This is a genomic window from Desulfobaculum sp. (assembly GCF_054921475.1).
On sequence record NZ_JBUDSW010000049.1, the window covers coordinates 1 to 16,683 of the forward strand.

Sequence of the window (16,683 nt, forward strand, 5' to 3'; positions counted from 1 at the left end):
GCAATTAGTCGTACAGGTCGTGGCAGCGCGCCTTGAGTGCGGCCAAGGTATCGGCTTCGGCGCGAAAGGCCGCCGCGTCTCCTGCGGCGTAGGCGGCTTCCAGCCGCTCGCAGGCGCTGAGGTATTCCGGGTAGAATTCGTCGCCGTAGCCGGGGTAGGTCACCATCAGGCGAGAGTCCGCCATAAAGGACGAGAGCACCTCCGCCGGGGGCAGTTGCCCGCGGTGGGCGTGGCGCAGGATGGTCCGGAAGTTCGTCTTCATGTGCGACTTGAGGCTGGAGTAGCCGGGCTTGTCGTCTTCGTCATAGTCCACGTCGTCCATGCTCGGGGCATCCTCGCGCCGGGGCGTTTTGAATTTGCCCTTCATGAAGAGCTGCCCAGAGCGGGTGCGAAAGCTCAGTTTGAGGCGGTCGAACCCTGCGGGGACGGGCACGGCGTCTGTGCCGCCCTGTTCAATGGCGTCGGCTATTTCGCGTAGCAGATTGGGGAGCGTGTCGTCGGAAGCGTCGCGGTATATCTTAGTGGAACCCATTCTTTCTCCAGAGTGTGGCGTTGGCGCTGCATGTCCTGCCGATAGTGATTTTCTGACTTGGCAGGGTAGCAAAAAATGCCCCGGGGCGGAATGATCGGGCGCGCCGCCCCGCCGCGGGCGGCGTGATGAAAAAAGCCCCCACCGGGAGTACGGTCCGGCGGGGGCGTGGGATATGGCGCAGTGGTCAAGGGGGTCAGGGAAGCGGGGCGTCCCCGACCAGTGAGCGCAGTTCGCTTTGGTTGGCGACCTTGAGTTTGCGCATGATGTTGGTTTTGTGCTTCTCCACCGTTTTGATGCTGATGTAGAGAAGCTCGGCGATTTTCGCGTTGGGGTGTCCTTCCACGACAAGGGCCAGCACTTCCCGCTCCCGGCCCGTCAGCGCGTCAATTTTGCTTTGGGGCTGGTCGGGGGATGTTTTGCCGTCGATGTAGCCGCGGATAACATCCATGGACACTGTGGGACTGAGGTAGCCGTTGCCCTTCATGACGTTGCGCACGGCGGCGGCGAGGTCCTCGTTGGTGGAGTCCTTCACCACGTAGCCGTCCGCCCCTGCCTTGAGCGCGGCGTAGACGAATTCCTCATCGCTGTGCCCGGTCAGCACAAGGATGCGCATGGAGGGGAAGTTGTCTTTGACTTCCTTAATCACGCGCACCCCGGTCAGCCGGGGCATAGTCAGGTCGATGAGGAGCAGGTCAACCGCATCAGGGTCGAGCCGTTCCAGCGTTTCCACACCGTCGGCGGCCTCGCCGACGACGTCCCAGTCCGGGTTGGTTTTTATGAGGGCCTTCAGCCCTTCTCGCAAGAGAGTGTGATCTTCAGCAATGAATATCCGTACTTGAGCCGTCACCAGAATCTCCACCATCGTGAGCTGCGGAGCTACACCGGCCCCCTCCCTCAAAGGGGTGCAGTGCATACCCGAAATGTGCGGCAAGCAGCTGGATGGGCGTATCGTCCTGTGCGGTGCGGATTGCGTCGCAAAGGTAGTCCGTTAGGCTGCTGACATCGCTGCACGATGCATAGCCGTTTTCCATACTTTTGGGAAGTTTTCCCATATTCACCTGTTCACGGATCCATGCGCTGATGATATCCCCGAATGACATAATTGCCTCCCCTCAAAATTAAGTAAACTAGTTGACTGCACGTGACCAAAATAGGGTTCTTCGACTACGGGTGTAAATGCAGAGCACCCTACTTTTGCAGGTAGGGTGTTGGGTGAGCTTTGGTAGGGTGCTGCAAGGAAAGAAGCCGGAATAATTCGCTTATTATGCGTAAAGTGAGGCAGATTAACGGGCCCGCCTTTTCTGCGGGGCGAGGTAGGGCCATTGAAGGAAGGGCCAACTTCGTGTAGCGTATCCCGAAAAATATCCCGGAATTATTGGGGAAAAAACACGAAGAGGGGAACATATGCAACGCTTTATCGGAACTATCGTCGCCTTGCTTCTCACTGTCGCCTTGGCTGTACCGGCCAGTGCGGAATTGCGCAAGGTATCGGTCTCCGCCGGGTCTGGCGGAATGGACGGCGCCGTCTGCATCGCCATGGCCAAAGGCTACTTTGCGGAAAATGGCATCGAAGTGGAGCACAAGATTTACCGCAACGGCTCTGTCGCGCTCAAGGCGTTTCTGGACGGCGAGGTGGATTTCGGCACCACCAACCGCGTGGGCATTGTGCTGAGCGACATCGATTTCGCCAAGGTCGCCCTGCTTGGCGTGTTGGCCTACACCGACAGCCAGACCAAAGTGCTGTGCCGCAAGGATGCTGGCATCTCCAGCCCCAAGGACCTCAAGGGCAAGCGCATCGCCACCGTGCGCGCCACCACCGCGCACTATTATCTGTATAAATACCTGCTGCATAACGGCATTTCCCCGAAGGACGTGTCGATTACCTTCGTGACCAAGAAGCAGCTGCCCGGCGCCATTGCAAACGGTGAAGTGGACGCCATCTGCCAGCATGGCACCCCCATTGAAAAGGCGGAGGCCAAGCTGGGCGGCAACGCCATCAAGTTCACCAACGCCCAGCTGGACCGCAAGACTGTGCCCATCCTTGCCCACCGCAATCTCGTAAACGCCGAGCCGGAACTCATTGAGGGCATGTTCCGCGCCTTGAAAAAGGCCGAAGCTTGGGTTGTGGGGCACGAGGAAGAGGCCGCACGCATCATCGCGGACATGAAGCACCGCTCCTACGAGGGCACCCTGAACTTTGTGAAGAACGAGGTGGAGTACAACCTGTCCCTCAAGCAGAGCCTGCTGCTCAACTTTGAGAGCGTGGAAGGCTGGGCCATTGAGAACAAGCTGGTCTCGCACACGGCGCCGCGCAACTTCATGGACCTGATTGAGTATCAGCCTCTGGAAAAGGTCTTTCCCGGTAGCGTGAGTATTATCAGGTAACTGCGCATGACGATACGCGGAAAACTTCGTCTGCTTATGGCCGGGACGGCATTCTTGCTGCTCCTGGCCATGGGCAGCCTTACTTGGGCCGAGTGGCGCATCGGGCTTTTTCTCGACCGCGGCAACTCCGCTTTTTCCATTCTGAGTGGTCTGGCGGAGTTGAACACCCTGTCCAATGAACTGAGCAATACGAACATTGAACGCGTGCAGGAGCAGTGGCGTTCGCGGGCGGACCGGCTGCATGCGCAGATTGAGGTCTTTGCCGCCATGTTTGAGAGCACGGAGCCGCTGCAGTCTCTTGAGCGCGACTTTGCCAAGGCTGATGCGCTGTTTGTGGACTTTGTGAGGATGGCGCGGCTGGCCCAGCGTGAACAAACTGTGGAGCTGTGGACCGCGCGGCGGTTTTTGCGCAGTCATTTTTCCGTGGTGCTCAGCGCCGTGGAGGCCGATGCCAACGAAATTTTGGAGGAGAACAGCGCAAACATTGCCGCCGTGCAGTCGGCGCGCAATGGCGTGCTGCTGTTCGTCTTTGTTGTCCTGAGCGGGTCGTTTTTGATGTGGGCGCGCTTTTTCCAGCAGGGCGTCATTTCGCCGCTGCGGCAACTGCATAAGGGCGTTCTGTGTTTGCGTGATGGTGAGCTTGGTTGCGAAGTCACGGTGCCCGGCCGCGACGATGAGGTGTCCGCACTCGGCCGCGCATTTAACGAGATGTCCCTGCGGCTCAAGGTGGTCACCGTCTCGCGCGATGAACTCCAGCGCGAAATGCTGGAGCGGCGGCGCGCCGAAACCGCCCTGCGCGACGCCCAGCGTCAAGTCTTTGCCGCTGGGGAGCGCGAAAGGGCGCGCATTGGGCGAGAACTGCACGACGGCGTGTGTCAGGACATTTCGGCAGTGCGCCTGCATATTGGCAACATTCTTGGAGCCATGGGCGAGAACACGGCCGAGGCTGTGGCCAATCTGCGCCGCATTAACGAGCATATCACCAAAATATTGGAGGATATGCGCCGCATCGTCATGGACCTGCGCCCCGCGACACTGGATGAAATAGGCCTTGTGGCCACCCTGCGCTGGAAGTGCCGTCAGGTGCGCAAAACGCAGGGCATTGAGCTGAATCTGGAGGTCCCGGCCAGCGAGGAGCGCATCCCGGAAGATATGAAGGGGCCGCTTTATCGCATTGTGCAGGAAGCCTTGAATAATGTGTCCCGCCACAGCGGGGCCACGCGGGTGGACGTGCAACTCCGTCTGAATACTGACAGGCTGGAGCTTGCCGTGGTGGACAACGGCGTCGGCTTCGACCCCAACACCGCCGGAAGCGCGGGGTATGGCCTGTCCAACATGCGCGAGCGCGCCCGCGCCTTTGACGGCGTATTCTCCATCATGGGCAGTGAGGACGGCACCCGCCTTGAGGTCGCCATCCCCCTGCCGCAGGAGCATGGCCGCGGCGTTGCCGCCGAAGCATAACGCCGCGTCTTTTGCGCCGAATTCATACGGTGATTCAGACCACATCCTGTCGGCATTGCGCCGGGGGATGTGGTCTTTTTTTGCGGTTTTCTCAAGCGGTGGGTGCCCGGTGAAAAGCCGGGCGCAGCGGGGTGTACGCGCTGCGGAGGGAGTTCGACGGGCCGCGTTGCCTCCCTTTTGCGCGGCAACTGTTTTGCGAAAAGCTCCATGACGGTATATGGTTGCGGAGCATGGACCTGATGTTTCGCAAGCTCTCTGTGGGAGGATGTATGTCGGATATGGCGAAAGTGGCGTGGATGGTTCTGTTGGCGGGCGTCCTCGCTTTGGCGGGCTGTCAGGCGCAGCGGACGCAGACCGCGCCGTCCGAGGAGGCCGCAAAGGCCGGGCGTTCCGGCGACGTGCGGGCGTCGTTGCGGTCCAAATTGTTTGTGCTGAAGGACCCGCGCGACATGCGCCTTGCCTTGCTCAAGCTGCAAAAGCAGGGGAGGCACCGCGACGAGTTAATGCGCCGCGCACGGTCGCTCAATTTTGCAGACATGGACGCCTTTGTCCGCGCGCATTCGTTGGAGCGCCGTTTCACTCCCCTTGGCAAAGGGCGTTTTCGGTACGACGTGCGCGACTTTATCCTTGGCAACGAGATTATCCCGAGCGCCACGCTTCTGCTGACGCTGTCGCAGGTGGACACGGGCGGCAGCCGCCGGGACGCCGTGATGCTGGACGGCTTCCGCGTGCAGGGGCGCGACATTATGCCCTTTGCCGCGCCGCGCATCTACGGGGAGGTTTTGTCGCAGGCGATGCAGTAGCCGCGGGCAGCCGCTGCGCCGCGCGGCGGTCGTGCGGGCTGTGGCCGGAAGATGGGCTGACGAGACGTGCTGTGTGAAGTTTGCTGCGCGTGGCGGCCGAAAGGGGGCAGGCGGCGCCGGGCCATCTGGCGCGCGAAGGCGTCAAACCGCCAGCCGGAAGAGAGATACAACGGCAAAAGGGAGCGTGCAGCGGTGCTGCGCGCTCCCTTTCTCGTGATTACTGGACGCGGTATGGAGGGGAGCCGTTTGGGCTACTTGTCCTCCACCTGTCGCACGGCCGTGCCGTAGCAGGAGATGTACTTGCTGCCATCGGGGTGGAAGGCGACGTTTTCGCGGTAGCCCACAACGGCGTTGGCCCCGTTGGAGATGGCGCGGGTAATCATGCCATAGAACGCCTGCTCCATGTCGTATCCCCTGTACGCCGCCAGTCCGATAACGCGTTTGACCGCGCGGGACGGGATTTCCTTTGTGGTTACCACCGGGAACTTGCCCGAGAGGAACAGGTCCTTGGCAATGTGCAGGTTGTCACTCTTTTCGGGTTCGTTGTGGGGCTTTTTCAGCAGAGAAAGCATTGAATTCCTCCTTGGCTGTCACTGTGCCGTGTATGGAAAAAATCGTGTTGATGTCGCTTGGCGGTGACAAAGCAAGCACCTTGCCAAAAGTGCAGGGTCGTGGTGTGGCAACGCTTCCGGGGCGGGCAGGGCGTGATGCGGCAGGGCCGCAGGGGAGAAGTGCCAGAAAAATGACGGTCTTTGAGGACTCGACAGCGGCGGCGCTTGCCGCTAGTTTCGCGTACTTTCAGAAAATGATGACAGCCTGCGGCCCACCCGGCACCACGCCGAAGCGGGGCGAAGGGCGCAACCGGAGCAGATGAACGACTGATGAGCCGATTACTCAATGCAGCCCTCGCCATCGCGCTGATTGCCTGCCTTGCGGGGACGGCCGTGGCCGGAGAGTACGCCTATCCGTACACCGACCCGTATGTGGCCACCGTGGTGGGAACGCCGCCGGATATGATGTACACCCCAAAGCGCACGGCGCGGCCCGTGGGCCATACCCTGCGCGTGGACGACCGCGTTGCGCCGGAGCTTTTCTGGCACAGCGAGGAGATGCGCTACTCCGTGGTGATGCAGGATGGCGACGCCCCGCTGATGTTCCTCGTCGCCGGGACCGGGGCGGGGCACAATTCGCAAAAGAACGCCTTCCTCCAGCAGGTGTTTTTTGACGCGGGCTACCATGTGGTGTGCCTGCCTTCGCCAACGCATCCAAACTTCATCGTCAGCGCGTCCACGTCCCGCGCGCCCGGCTACATCCGCGACGACGTCAAGGACCTGTACCGGGTCATGCAGTTGGTGATTCGTGATTTGGACATTGCGGACCAAGTGACGGACTACAGCGTGGGCGGCTACAGCCTTGGCGGCGCACAGTCCGCGTTTTTGTCCTGGCTTGATGAGGAGCGGGGCGCGTTCAACTTCCGGCGGGTGCTGATGATCAACCCGCCCGTCAGCCTGTACAACTCCGCCCTGCGGCTGGACGCCCTGCACGTGGACGGACCCGGCGCGCAGGATAATATTGAGCGCACCACAAGCCGCCTGCTCAAGACGGTGTCGGAGTTCTACACCAGTCAGGACAAAGTCGATTTTGGCGGCGACCTGCTCTACAGGCTTTACAACTTCCGCAAGGTGCCCGGCGACGACCTGCGCACGCTTATTGCGGTGTCGTTTCGCATGTCGTCGGCCAGCATCATTTTTGCCACGGACCTGACCCTGGGCGCGGGCTACGTGGTGCCGCAGGGCCAGCGTCCGGTGCCCGGCGATCCGCTGCTGGGCTATCTGCTGACCACCGTGCGCCTCAGCTTTGAGGACTACTTTGAGGAATTCCTTGCGCCGTACCTCATCTACCGCAACCCGGCGCTCACCCGGGAGTCCATCATCCGCGACAGCAGCCTCAGGAGCATCCGCGACTACCTGCGCGGCTCGGAGAAAATTGTCATGGTGACCAATGCCGACGACCCTATCCTCGACGGCGCCGAGGTCGACTTTTTGCGCCGGACCTTTGGCGCGCGCGGCATCATTTATCCCGTGGGCGGGCACTGCGGCAACATCATGTACCGGGATAACGTGCAGGATATGCTGCGGCTTATGCAGGCCGGGGAGGGACGCTGATGCGACGCACCACGACACTTTTGCGCGTTCTTCTTTTGGGCGCTGTGCTGGCCCTTGGCGCGGGCTGCGCGGCCAAGGCGCCTACCAAAGTCACGGACTTTACGGCCCCGGTGCAGCATCCGCCCATGAAGGCCGAACTGTCCCCGGACAGCCCCTTTTACGTGTACGACCCGTGGGAGCGGATGAACCGCCGGGTTTACGATTTTAATGCGCGCCTTGATGACTACGTGCTGATGCCCGTGGTCAACGCCTACGAGTCCGTTACCCCAAAGCCCGTGCAGAAGGGCGTGTCCAACTTCTTTAGCAATATCGGCGAGGTACCGACCTTCATCAACTGCGTCTTGCAGCTGGACGTGGAGGGCGCGGCCAACACCCTTGGACGCTTTGTGACCAACACCACCATCGGCCTTGGCGGGCTGGTGGATATGGCGTCGCGCGGCGGGCTGTATGATGAGGATGAGGACTTTGGGCAGACACTTGGCGTCTGGGGCGTGCCTACCGGCCCGTACGTGGTGCTTCCCGTGTTTGGTCCGTCCAACGTGCGCGACACGGCGGGCGTTGCCGTGGACAGTACCATCATCTGGATGGAGGAGAGCGCGGTCATGGACAAGCTGGACCCGGACCACGCCCTGCCTGCGCGCATTGCCTACGGCACCCTCAAGGGCATTGACGTGCGCAAGCAGATTCTTTTCCACTACTATGACAACGGCGCGCTGTTTGAGTATGACTTGGTGCGCTTTCTCTACATGAAAAAGCGCGAATGGGATGTGAAGAAGTAGCCGCGGCGGCAGACCATGCCCCGCGTCAGAACAGGAGGCGCGTGTATGCGAACAGGCGTGAAAATCTTCGGCACGTTCAACGGCATCGGCCCGGAGGGCTACGAGGCGCTGAAGCCGGAACTGACCTTTGATGAAGTGGAATACGATGGCAGCACCATCACCATCGCCCATGACGGCTATCACCCGGACGCGGAGCTTCTCGTCATCAAGGTGATGGAGCACATGCGCGAGGGAGCGGAGAGCGGCCTTGATATCCTCGACCACGACGAAAATACCTTAACGCGCTACGCCATCGAGCACGACGGCTACCGCACGCGCGTGATGAATATGGACGACGTGACCCCCGTCTACCCGCAGCACAGCCACGAGTAGGCGGCACACAGCCAAACGAAAGGCCGGTACACAGGTACCGGCCTTTTTTTCAAGGAAAATCGGGCCAGAGGGGTACAGGAAATCCCTTTCTGGCCGATATGTTTGATGAATGTGCTCCTCAGGCGGCGCTACAGCGCCCCAATGACTGCACCGAGGAGCTGCGAGAGTTTGCCGGTGGACGCCTGCGCCATGGCGATGACGTCATCAAGCGAGGTTTCCTCCATGCAGTCCGGCAAATTCTTGTTGGTGAGGCAGGAAATCCCGAGGACCTCCACGCCCATATGGTGCGCGGCGATAACTTCGAGTACGGTGGACATGCCAACCGCGTCCGCTCCCCAGATGCGGAAGGCCCGTGTTTCTGCCGGGGTTTCAAGGTTCGGTCCCACAAGGCCGAGGTAGACGCCTTTTTCAAGGCGGATACCCAGCTCAAGGGCCTTGTCCATGGCGATGCCGCCAAGTCGCTGGCTGTAGGCGCGGCTCATGTCAGGGAAACGGTCGCCCCATGCATCGTGGTTGATGCCCACAAGCGGGTTGGCCCCCGTGTAATTGATGTGGTCCGTGATGCACATCAGCCCGCCAGCATCAAACTGCGGGTTCAGCGCGCCCGCCGCGTTGGTGACGATGAGCGTCCTGACGCCAAGGGCCGCCATGGTGCGCACGCCCATGCAGACGTCGGCAGGGGAATTGCCTTCGTAGAGGTGAAAGCGCCCCTGCTGCAGCCAGACGTTTCGCCCGCCAACCTGCGCGGCAAGGAGACGTCCGGCGTGCCCCTCAACGGTGGATGGCGGAAAGCCGGGAATGTCGGCATACTCAAACGACTGGACATGGGTGAGGGACTCGGCCCAGTCGCCAAGGCCGGTTCCGAGCACCACGCCGATATCCGCTGCGTGCGGCCGTGTTAGGCTGTTGTGGATATAATCCGCTGCCTGCTGGACTTTTTCGGGATTTTGCATAAACTTTGATAAGTAATTATGAGGGGTTCGGGGAAAGGTAATGGTCCGGGGCCACCAAGTTCGGTCATTCTGTACGGGATGCCCCTTCATGTCAACGTCCGCTCTTGATAGGCAGATTTATAGATTATGGATATTGCAACACTTCTTGGCTCCATCATAGGCTTCGTCCTTGTCATCGGCGCCATCCTTGTCGGGGGGCAGCTGGGACTGTTCATCAACGTCCCGGGTCTGATGATTGTCGTTGGCGGCACCTTTGCCGCCATCTGCGTCACCTTCCCCTTGCAGGATGTCATTGATGCGCACAAGGGCGCGCTTTCCCTGTTCATGAAGAAGAAAGGCAAGGTTGAGGACGTGGTGAACATCATGGTCCGCATCGCCGAGATCAGCCGCCGCGAGGGTCTTATCGCTCTGGAAAACATCCAGACCGAGAACCCCATCCTCAAAAAAGCCTGCCAGCTCATTGCCGACAACGCCGACCCCCAGCTCATCCGCGATACGCTCATGATTGAGATTGGCACCATGAAGCGCCGCCACAGCATCTCCATTGATGTTTTCCAAAAGCTGGCGGGCTTCGCCCCGGCCTTTGGTATGATTGGTACGCTCATCGGTCTGGTGCAGATGCTGGCCAAGCTGGAGGACCCGGCAACCCTCGGTCCTGCCATGGCTGTGGCCATCCTGACCACATTCTACGGCACCATCATGGCCAACCTTGTGTTCCTGCCCTTTGCGGGCAAGATGAAGGCGCGAACCTCGCAGGAGGAACTCCACCTCCAAATCATCTTTGAAGGCGCGAAATCCATTCTGGAGAACAACAACCCCAGATTGGTGTACGAGAAGCTCTCGTCCTTCGAGCCGCCCAAGGAGCGAAAGAGTGCCCGATGAAGATCTGAACATGTTCGGCGCTCCGGAAGAAAGCGGCGACAACAACGAGTGGTTGACCACATTCGCCGACCTTTCGCTGCTCCTTCTTGTTTTTTTCATCCTGCTCTTTTCCATGTCCACGCTGGATGAGGAAAAGTTCACGGACTCCTTTTTGGCCGTGAAGCAGGCCCTTGGCGAAAAGGACAAGGAACTCATGACCATGCGCGTCAAGAGCGAGGACGCCGTCATCATGGACACGGTGCGCATGCAAAAGCAGCTCATCGAGTCCCAGCGCAGGGTGTTTTCGGACGTGCGGACCTTCATCACCAAAAAAGGTGTGGAAGGTGTGGTCGGCGCGGTGTTTGACGAAGGCAAGATTATCCTCCGTCTTCCCGGCGATGTGATGTTTGAATCCGGTCAGGTGGAACTCTCCAGCCAGGGGCGCAAAATGCTCGACACCATGCGCGACATGTTGGTGAAATCCGTCGACCAGCAGATCAATATCGTCGGACATACGGATGACATACCTCCTTCACGGAGGAGTAGGTTCAAGGACAACTGGGAGATTTCCAGCTTGCGTGCGGTGTATGTTTTGCGCTATCTGATGCAACTCGGAATCGCCCAGGGAAGGTTGACGGCGACAGGTCTTGCCGATCTGGAACCGATCTTTCCGAACAACTCCGCCAAAAACAGAGCCAAGAACCGGCGTGTCGAACTGGTTCTTGAAAAGATCGTGAGCAAATAGGATGATCGACGAGTACTCGTTCTCTCTGGGCAATGGTGACAACGGCGGACAACGACGAGCATTCCGGACCAAGATTCCGGGGCTCGAGGTCGTCCTCAGGTCTACGGACAGGCATTTCATGGTGCTGGACCTCAGCGCCATGGGGCTGGCCTTCAAGGATGCCGAAAAGGGATTCACAGAAGGCGAACAACTGGAGTTCGATCTGCTCCTTAACAAGAAGCTCTTCCTTCCTGAGATGAAGGCGCGGGTGATGCGGGTGCTGGATAACGGCATCATCGGCATCAATTTCGAGAACAACGACTATCGAAAGGAAGCCCGCCTCGATAAGCTGGTGCTGGAAGTCCAGAAACGCATGATCGCACTCAGGAAGAAGGCGGACAAACAAGGAACGTAAACCAGTGTTGAACAAACATAAGGTACTGGTGGCGAACCGCGGAGAGATCGCCATGCGGATTGTCCAGGCCTGCCGAAAGCTGGGTCTGGACTTTGTTTGTGTGTATACCGCCGCGGACGAGGGCTCCGGCCATGTCAAACTGGCCCGGGAACTCGGCGGCGAAGGTGCGCTCTATCGCATATCCTCCTACCACGACGCCAATGAACTGCTGGCCGTGGCCGACGATGCGCAGGCAACTGCCGTGCACCCTGGCTACGGCTTTTTTGCGGAAGACTTCCGCTTTGCCCGCCGCGTAACGCAGCGTAAAAACCGCCTGCATTGGATTGGCCCCTCGTGGCGCGTCATCCGCGAACTGGGTGACAAGATTAACACCAAGCGCCTTGCGCGCGGCCTTGGCGTGCCCACGGTGCCCGGGTCCGACCGCCCCATCTATGACGAGATGGAAGCCGAGGAAATCGCCGAGAACCTCTTTGCCTTTCAGGCGGAGCAGGGCGTGGTGAATCCGGTGGTGCTGGTCAAGGCGTCGGCTGGCGGTGGCGGCATGGGCATTGAGGAAATCCACGATATGGATTCCTTCCGCTCCATCTATCGCCGCATCCGCAACTACGCCAAGCGGCAGTTCAATGACGAAGGCGTGCTGGTCGAACAGCGCATCTTCGACTTCAATCATCTGGAAGTGCAGATTCTTGCAGACCGTCACGGAAGCGAGCCGGTACATTTCGGCACACGCAATTGTTCCGTTCAAAGCACCGGTCGGCAGAAACGCATAGAAGTCGCCCCTGGTTTCGCCCCCGGTGAATTGGGCTACGGCTTTGATGCACAGGCGCTTTTGGATGAGATTATCGGGCACTCCCTGTCCATGGCCCGCGAGTCCGGCTATGACAGTGTGGGAACGTGGGAGTGGATTGTCACCCCCAACGGCAAGCCCTTCCTGATGGAGGTCAACACCCGCATTCAGGTGGAGAACGGCGTTTCCGCCATTATCTCCCGCACTCCGCAGAGCGAAGTGGTGGACCTGATTGCGGAGCAAATCCGTTGCGGCCTTGGCGAAAAGCTGGGCTACGGACAAGGCGACATCACCTTTGAGGGTGTTGGCATAGAATACCGCATCATCGCGGAGGACCCGGCCAACAAGTTCACCCCGTGGTGCGGCCGCATCGACACCTTCACGTGGAAGGAAGAGTCGTGGCTGTCCATGTACACGCAGGTGCCAACGGACGAGCCGTATCAGATTCCCACGGAGTTCGACCCCAACCTCGCCCTTGCCATCATCTGGGGCAAGGACCTTGCCGAGGCCAAGGAGCGCGGATTGGCGTTTCTTGACAACCTTGTGCTGGAGGGGCAGGATTCCGCAGGTGATGGGCTGCGCTCCAACGTGGAATTTCTGCGGGAGAAGACGGCCGACCTCCTGAAGTTCAGCTGATGCCGGACCCCGCATCATAATGATGCGGCCCCGTTTGCGCCATGGCGCGGCTGGGCACCACCCGACACTCAATCCCAAAGACACGTATATGGACATTGAAAAGCGGATACAGGGCCTGCGCGACAGGCTACAGTATATTCAGGACATCTTCGGGGCGAAGGAGAATGCGAATATTCAGCTTCTCCAGTCCAAGCTGAATGATTTCCTTGCGCGAGAGGACTCCGTGTCCCCCGCGGAACGGGCCAAACAGCTTTCCGCCCTTGAAGACCTGTTCGAGTTCCTGGAAAAGAAGCTTGAACGTGAACTCACCCCCATGGACAAGGTGCGCATTGTGCGTCACCCGCAGCGCGTCTGCCTCAAGGACATCCTTGAGAACGTCTATGACAACTACACCGAACTGGGCGGACAGGACGAATACAACATCGACCCCAGCATGATCATTGCCAGGGCGTACATCTCCCGCCGCGTTGGCGGCAAGGTGCACAACCAGCCCGTTATGGTCATCGGTCAGGAGAAGGGACACGGTCAGGAATTCCGCAACGGCGGTTCCGTGAAGCCGTGGGGCAACGCCAAGGCGCTGCACTATATGAAGGTCGCCGAGACCGAGAATATCCCCATCCACACCTACGTCTTCACCCCCGGTTCCTATCCCATTGAGGACAACCCCGGCGCGGCGCAGCAGATTGCCCGCAACCTCTACGAGATGGCTGGCCTGACCGTTCCGGTCATTACCTGCATCTCCGAGGGCGGCTCCGGCGGCGCGGAGGCCATTGGCCTTGCAGACCACCGGATGATGTTCTCCCATGGCTACTATTCCGTCATTTCCCCCGAGGGCGCCGCTGCAATCGAGGGCCGTCTGCGCAATGGCCAGCGCGCCAGCGTGGAGCTTATAGAGAGTTGCGCACGCAAGATTAAAATGACGGCGGACGACAACAAAGCCATGGGCTTCATCGACCAAGTGTTGCATGAGCCGTCGCTTGGTGCGCGCCCCGAGGACTATGACTTCTTCAAGACACTGCGTCAGGAAGTCATTGCGGCCACGGATACCGTGGTGCTCAACGTCAAGGGCTTGCGCCTTTTCCGCGCCATGACGCTCAGCTCGCGCCGCGCGCGCAAGAAGGGCAAAAGCGCGGAAGACATCTACGTGCGCTGGAACCTGTCCTCGCGCGCCAAGGAGCGCCTCGTCTGGCGGCGCTACCAGCGCTTCCGCCGTATGGCGCAGAAGGCCTATCTCGACGATTCTCCCTTCACCGAACGCGTGAATAATGTGCTCGGCGAATTCTGGTGGGATGTGTACTCGTTCTTCAAGTACGACTTTATGCGGAAGCACCAGAAGAAGATTTCTTCCGTTATGGAAGAGCTGGGTGGAGAGATTCAGGTCGTCAAGGACCGGTGCGCCGCGCCTTTCCAGTGGATGCGAAACCGCATCTCCGAAGGCGAGGGCGAAACCGCGATTGATACGGAAACCGAAAAGAGCCTCACCGAGCTGTCCTGCTGGGATGAGGAATGCGATACGGGCAACGGCACCTACTATGTCAGCCCGCAGGCGCGCGAAGACCGCGCCGTCACCTGCCCCAACAGCGCCACGCATGGCTGTGTGGACCTGTGGGCGCCGGACCTCTTTGGCGACTTCGGCGGCGTGTGCTCCACCTGTGGGCACCACTTCCGCATGGAGTACCAGTGGTACCTGCACAACGTCTTTGACCAGAACTCCATCTACGAGTTCAACCGCAATATCGAAGCCGGCAACCCGCTGGACTTCGACGGGCTGGACGCCAAGATTGAGAAGGCCAAGGCAAAGACGGGCAAAAAGAGCGGCTGCACCACCTTCGAGGCGCGCATCCATGGCGTGAACTGCGTTGTGGCTATGCTTATCGCGGACTTCCGCGGCGGCTCCGTTGGCGCGGCAGAGGGCGAGAAGTTCATCCGCGCCGCCGAGCGTGCGCGCAAGAAGCATTATCCCTTCATTGCCTATGTGCACGGCACGGCGGGCATCCGCATTCAGGAGGGCGTCAACGGCGTCATCCAGATGCCGCGATGCACCATGGCCGTGCGGCGCTACATCGAAGCCGGTGGTCTGTATTTGGTGCTGTACGACACCAACTCCTACGCCGGTCCTGTGGCCAGCTTCCTTGGCTGCTCGCCGTATCAGTTCGCGGTGCGTTCCTCGAACATCGGCTTTGCCGGACCCGGCGTTATCAAGGAGACCACGGGCATCGACATTCCGCCCAACTACCACGACTGCCATCAGGCGCTTTCGCGCGGGCACATTCAGGGCATCTGGGACCGCAGGGAGATTCGCAAGAACCTCCAGCAGGCCCTTTTGACCATGGGTGGCCGCAACCTGTACTACAGATAGACACTTTCGGGGCGAAAGCGGCCCGCGCCGCTTTCGCTCCGGTCAACGTCATACGAACCGCAAGAGGACACTCTCGTGACAGACGTCAAGGCTCTTCTGGAAGAAATGAAAGCCTCCCCCTATGAGATGGTGGAGGTCAGAGCACCGCATACCGGAGTGGTCGAGTACGTAGTGACCGAGACAGCCACTCAGGTTTCCGGCGTGTCCGGAACTTGGGATGAGAAGCCGGGAACGCTGCTCGCCTACCTTGAGCGTGAGAATACCAAAAAGCCCATCTACGCCCCCCTCAAGGGCGAGATGGACGCCGTATGCCTTGAGCACTCCGGCCAGTTTGTGGAGGAGGGAACCCTGCTGTGTACCCTGCGCCACTACCTGACCAAAGAAGAAGTCATCGCCGCAATTCTCAAGAAGACGCTGCACCTGTTCCATGCCCCGGAGCAGGCCAAGTACTACTTCACCCCGGATGTGGATACCAAGGTCAAGGCCTCGGGCTGCAAGAGCGTGCGCGTGCGCGAAGGCATGGACCTGTTCATCATGTCGCGCATGAAGCGTGAGGCGCCGTTGCCGTACAGCGGCCCGGAAGGCCTCATCTACGCGCTGTACTTCAAGCATAACGAATCCGTCCCCGCGGGCGCGCCGCTCATTGGCGTGTGCCCCGAGGACCTGCTCCCCGTTATTCAGGACGTGGTCAACCGCGTGCAGGGTGAGTGGGAAGAACATAACTAGGAGACGCCGTGGGCAAAATTCTTCAGATTCGTGTTTCGGCTTCCACGCCGTATCCGGACGAGGTAAAACGTGCGTGGCCCAGACTTTTTGCCATTGCATGGCCGGAAACGGACGCTCCGGTGACCGCCGGAGGCGGCCAGCCTGGGGTTGTGGAATTGGTCACAGCCCTTGACGACCAGGTGCGTTTTGGCCTTAAAGACAAGGAACTGAAGGCGACGTTGCGAGAGGGGCTGGATACGGCCCTTGGCCTCGTCGCCAATCTGGACGCCGCCCTCGGCGACTGGAATCCCGGGGAAGCCAACGCCATCAGCGTACGGCTGGAAGACGCCCTGGACGCACTGGAAGAGAAAGCTCCGGCACCCAAATAGCCGGGGATAGAAACGAAAACGAAATCGGGAGAGTCTCATGGCTTCTTTGAACAAGGTAATGCTTATCGGCCGTCTTGGTCGTGACCCCGAGCTGCGCTACACGCAGGCCGGCCAGCCCATCGTGAACATGCGTATGGCAACGGACGAGTCCTACACCAACCAGCAGGGCGAGCGCGTGGACAAGGCCGAGTGGCATTCCGTCGTCGTCTTTGGCCGTCAGGCCGAACCCTGCGCCAACTACCTGCGCAAGGGCAGCCTCGTGTACGTTGAGGGCAGCCTGCAGACGCGCAAGTGGCAGGGTCAGGACGGCAATGACCGCTACAGCACCGAAGTCAAGGCCCAGCGCGTGCAGTTCCT

18 protein-coding genes are annotated in these 16,683 nt (G+C 59.9%); 14 read left to right on the plus strand and 4 right to left on the minus strand.

Annotated features, from left to right (window positions below):
* Nucleotides 1–4: 4 nt before the first annotated feature.
* Together ACY69P_RS04860 and ACY69P_RS04865 are read right to left on the minus strand one after the other, a co-directional pair.
* Nucleotides 5–532, minus strand: coding sequence for a GAK system XXXCH domain-containing protein (locus ACY69P_RS04860; protein ID WP_462326738.1), 528 nt, complete (start codon nucleotides 530–532; stop codon nucleotides 5–7).
* Nucleotides 533–725: 193 nt separating this feature from the next.
* Nucleotides 726–1,379: a response regulator gene (locus ACY69P_RS04865; protein ID WP_462326739.1), complete on the minus strand. Its 654-nt coding sequence runs from the start codon at nucleotides 1,377–1,379 to the stop codon at nucleotides 726–728.
* Between the two features lie 557 nt (nucleotides 1,380–1,936).
* Between ACY69P_RS04865 and ACY69P_RS04870 the strand changes: the two genes are divergently transcribed.
* The 3 genes from ACY69P_RS04870 (at nucleotide 1,937) to ACY69P_RS04880 (ending at nucleotide 5,181) form a co-directional block, all read left to right on the plus strand.
* Nucleotides 1,937–2,917 (plus strand): ABC transporter substrate-binding protein, encoded by a 981-nt coding sequence (locus ACY69P_RS04870; RefSeq protein ID WP_462326740.1) that lies wholly within the window; start codon nucleotides 1,937–1,939, stop codon nucleotides 2,915–2,917.
* Nucleotides 2,918–2,923: 6 nt separating this feature from the next.
* Entirely contained in the window at nucleotides 2,924–4,378 is a 1,455-nt protein-coding gene (locus ACY69P_RS04875; RefSeq protein ID WP_462326741.1) for an ATP-binding protein, read from the plus strand.
* A 269-nt stretch (nucleotides 4,379–4,647) separates the two neighbouring features.
* Nucleotides 4,648–5,181 (plus strand): hypothetical protein, encoded by a 534-nt coding sequence (locus ACY69P_RS04880; RefSeq protein ID WP_462326742.1) that lies wholly within the window; start codon nucleotides 4,648–4,650, stop codon nucleotides 5,179–5,181.
* 251 nt (nucleotides 5,182–5,432) lie between these two features.
* Here the strand turns inward: ACY69P_RS04880 and ACY69P_RS04885 are convergent, their stop codons facing one another.
* Nucleotides 5,433–5,753: a heavy metal-binding domain-containing protein gene (locus ACY69P_RS04885; RefSeq protein WP_404844502.1), complete on the minus strand. Its 321-nt coding sequence runs from the start codon at nucleotides 5,751–5,753 to the stop codon at nucleotides 5,433–5,435.
* A 309-nt stretch (nucleotides 5,754–6,062) separates the two neighbouring features.
* Here ACY69P_RS04885 and ACY69P_RS04890 point away from each other — a divergent pair, with 309 nt between their 5' ends.
* Genes ACY69P_RS04890 through ACY69P_RS04900 form a run of 3 tightly spaced genes read left to right on the plus strand, consistent with a single transcriptional unit; the run spans nucleotide 6,063 to nucleotide 8,497 of the window.
* Nucleotides 6,063–7,346, plus strand: a complete 1,284-nt coding sequence (locus tag ACY69P_RS04890) for an alpha/beta hydrolase (RefSeq protein ID WP_462326743.1) — start codon at nucleotides 6,063–6,065, stop codon at nucleotides 7,344–7,346.
* Complete coding sequence (locus tag ACY69P_RS04895) at nucleotides 7,346–8,125, plus strand: MlaA family lipoprotein (protein WP_462326744.1); 780 nt, start codon at nucleotides 7,346–7,348, stop codon at nucleotides 8,123–8,125. Before ACY69P_RS04890 ends, ACY69P_RS04895 begins: the two co-directional genes overlap by 1 nt.
* A gap of 45 nt (nucleotides 8,126–8,170) precedes the next feature.
* Nucleotides 8,171–8,497: a hypothetical protein gene (locus ACY69P_RS04900; protein ID WP_459899210.1), complete on the plus strand. Its 327-nt coding sequence runs from the start codon at nucleotides 8,171–8,173 to the stop codon at nucleotides 8,495–8,497.
* A gap of 128 nt (nucleotides 8,498–8,625) precedes the next feature.
* Here the strand turns inward: ACY69P_RS04900 and ACY69P_RS04905 are convergent, their stop codons facing one another.
* Nucleotides 8,626–9,450, minus strand: coding sequence for a purine-nucleoside phosphorylase (locus tag ACY69P_RS04905; RefSeq protein WP_459899212.1), 825 nt, complete (start codon nucleotides 9,448–9,450; stop codon nucleotides 8,626–8,628).
* Between the two features lie 126 nt (nucleotides 9,451–9,576).
* Here ACY69P_RS04905 and ACY69P_RS04910 point away from each other — a divergent pair, with 126 nt between their 5' ends.
* From ACY69P_RS04910 to ACY69P_RS04945, 8 genes are all read left to right on the plus strand, one after another.
* The gene (locus tag ACY69P_RS04910; RefSeq protein ID WP_404844507.1) at nucleotides 9,577–10,332 is read left to right on the plus strand and encodes a motility protein A; all 756 of its coding nucleotides are present in this window, start codon (nucleotides 9,577–9,579) and stop codon (nucleotides 10,330–10,332) included.
* Nucleotides 10,322–11,056, plus strand: a complete 735-nt coding sequence (locus tag ACY69P_RS04915) for an OmpA/MotB family protein (RefSeq protein WP_459899213.1) — start codon at nucleotides 10,322–10,324, stop codon at nucleotides 11,054–11,056. Before ACY69P_RS04910 ends, ACY69P_RS04915 begins: the two co-directional genes overlap by 11 nt.
* 1 nt (nucleotide 11,057) lies before the next feature.
* On the plus strand, nucleotides 11,058–11,450 hold the full coding sequence (locus ACY69P_RS04920) for a PilZ domain-containing protein (protein WP_404844508.1): 393 nt from the start codon (nucleotides 11,058–11,060) through the stop codon (nucleotides 11,448–11,450).
* 4 nt (nucleotides 11,451–11,454) lie between these two features.
* Nucleotides 11,455–12,873 carry a biotin carboxylase N-terminal domain-containing protein gene (locus tag ACY69P_RS04925; protein WP_462326745.1) on the plus strand — a complete coding sequence of 473 codons (1,419 nt, stop codon included), beginning with the start codon at nucleotides 11,455–11,457 and terminating at the stop codon, nucleotides 12,871–12,873.
* A gap of 88 nt (nucleotides 12,874–12,961) precedes the next feature.
* Nucleotides 12,962–15,232 carry a carboxyl transferase domain-containing protein gene (locus tag ACY69P_RS04930; protein ID WP_459899219.1) on the plus strand — a complete coding sequence of 757 codons (2,271 nt, stop codon included), beginning with the start codon at nucleotides 12,962–12,964 and terminating at the stop codon, nucleotides 15,230–15,232.
* Nucleotides 15,233–15,307: 75 nt separating this feature from the next.
* A complete protein-coding gene (locus ACY69P_RS04935; protein WP_462326746.1) occupies nucleotides 15,308–15,958 on the plus strand; it encodes a biotin attachment protein in 651 nt (216 codons plus the stop codon).
* Between the two features lie 8 nt (nucleotides 15,959–15,966).
* Nucleotides 15,967–16,326, plus strand: coding sequence for a hypothetical protein (locus tag ACY69P_RS04940; RefSeq protein ID WP_462326747.1), 360 nt, complete (start codon nucleotides 15,967–15,969; stop codon nucleotides 16,324–16,326).
* A 37-nt stretch (nucleotides 16,327–16,363) separates the two neighbouring features.
* Nucleotides 16,364–16,683, plus strand: a 320-nt coding sequence (locus ACY69P_RS04945) for a single-stranded DNA-binding protein (protein ID WP_462326748.1), incomplete at its 3' end; no start/stop codon positions are given.